The sequence below is a fragment of the Bradyrhizobium ferriligni genome, from assembly GCF_056837965.1.
Window position 1 is genome coordinate 1 of the sequence record NZ_JBXEJO010000187.1, and the last position, 964, is coordinate 964.

At 42.3% G+C, this 964-nt stretch carries 1 protein-coding gene; it reads left to right on the forward strand.

The window, feature by feature from the left end; all coding sequences use genetic code 11:
• Positions 1-259 (forward strand): hypothetical protein (locus AC1VNY_RS42480; protein ID WP_482409666.1); only part of this gene is annotated, 259 nt, incomplete at its 5' end.
• Positions 260-964: the final 705 nt, after the last annotated feature.

Consider the following 964-nt stretch of genomic DNA (forward strand, 5'->3'; position numbering starts at 1 on the left):
GTCTGTAACTCCATCAATCCATCTTTTTCTTGGTCTGCCCCTTCCTCTTGATGATTCCATTTTCAGGTTGTACGCTCTTGCAACTGGTGTATTCGGGTTCATTCTGACCAAGTGGCCAAACCATTTGAGTATGTTTTTCAATCTTCTTCTTTGCGTTCGTTCTTTACGACCAATTTTAATCACTCTTTGTGATATGTTTGATCTTTGCCAAGAACGTGTATACGTTGCACATTGGTTTGGTAGGCCCCTAAACGCATAGACTTCTACACGTTTAGGACACGTGCATCCGATTTCAGCCAAACCTCCTTAGTCGCCTCTTACGACATGCGTGGCAGGTAACAGTGGTTCTATTCTTTACACCCCAAATTTGGGCCCCGGTAAAAATTCGGACGAAGGTCTGCTTGCTCATTGCCAATAACACCCATGTGCCCCAGAACAAAGACAATTGTAATTCTGCAAATTGTTGACGCCTGCAGTGGTTCAGTCCATTGCCTGCGCACCGAACCAGCATCCACTTTTCGGATGCATCCAAACTCCACAGTATACAGAGTCTTTTACAACAGAACATCGGGAAAAAAGGCGAGAGGAAGACCACGAAAAAGATGGTTAGATGGCATAGCAGAATCCTGTCAAAGAGCAAAAATAACAATCACTCAAGTCACCAAAAAAGCGCAAGACAAAAACAGAAAACCACGACACTGGGTAACAACCCGGTAACAGTGTGATGACAAAAGAAGAAGAAGAAGTAAACTACAGTAAAACAGTTAATTAGTTATCAGAACTGACAACACATCAGTTAGTACAGACCCATAGATGCTGTATGTCTTTTTTAATAGGTGGAGAAAACATTACACATGCTAAAACTAATGGTTCCTGTACCTCGCTAGTTCTTCTTATTCGATGGCTCTATATCGACCACTCTGTGTGATTTGTATGTAATCTGAGCCTAAGAGCGATTGAACGT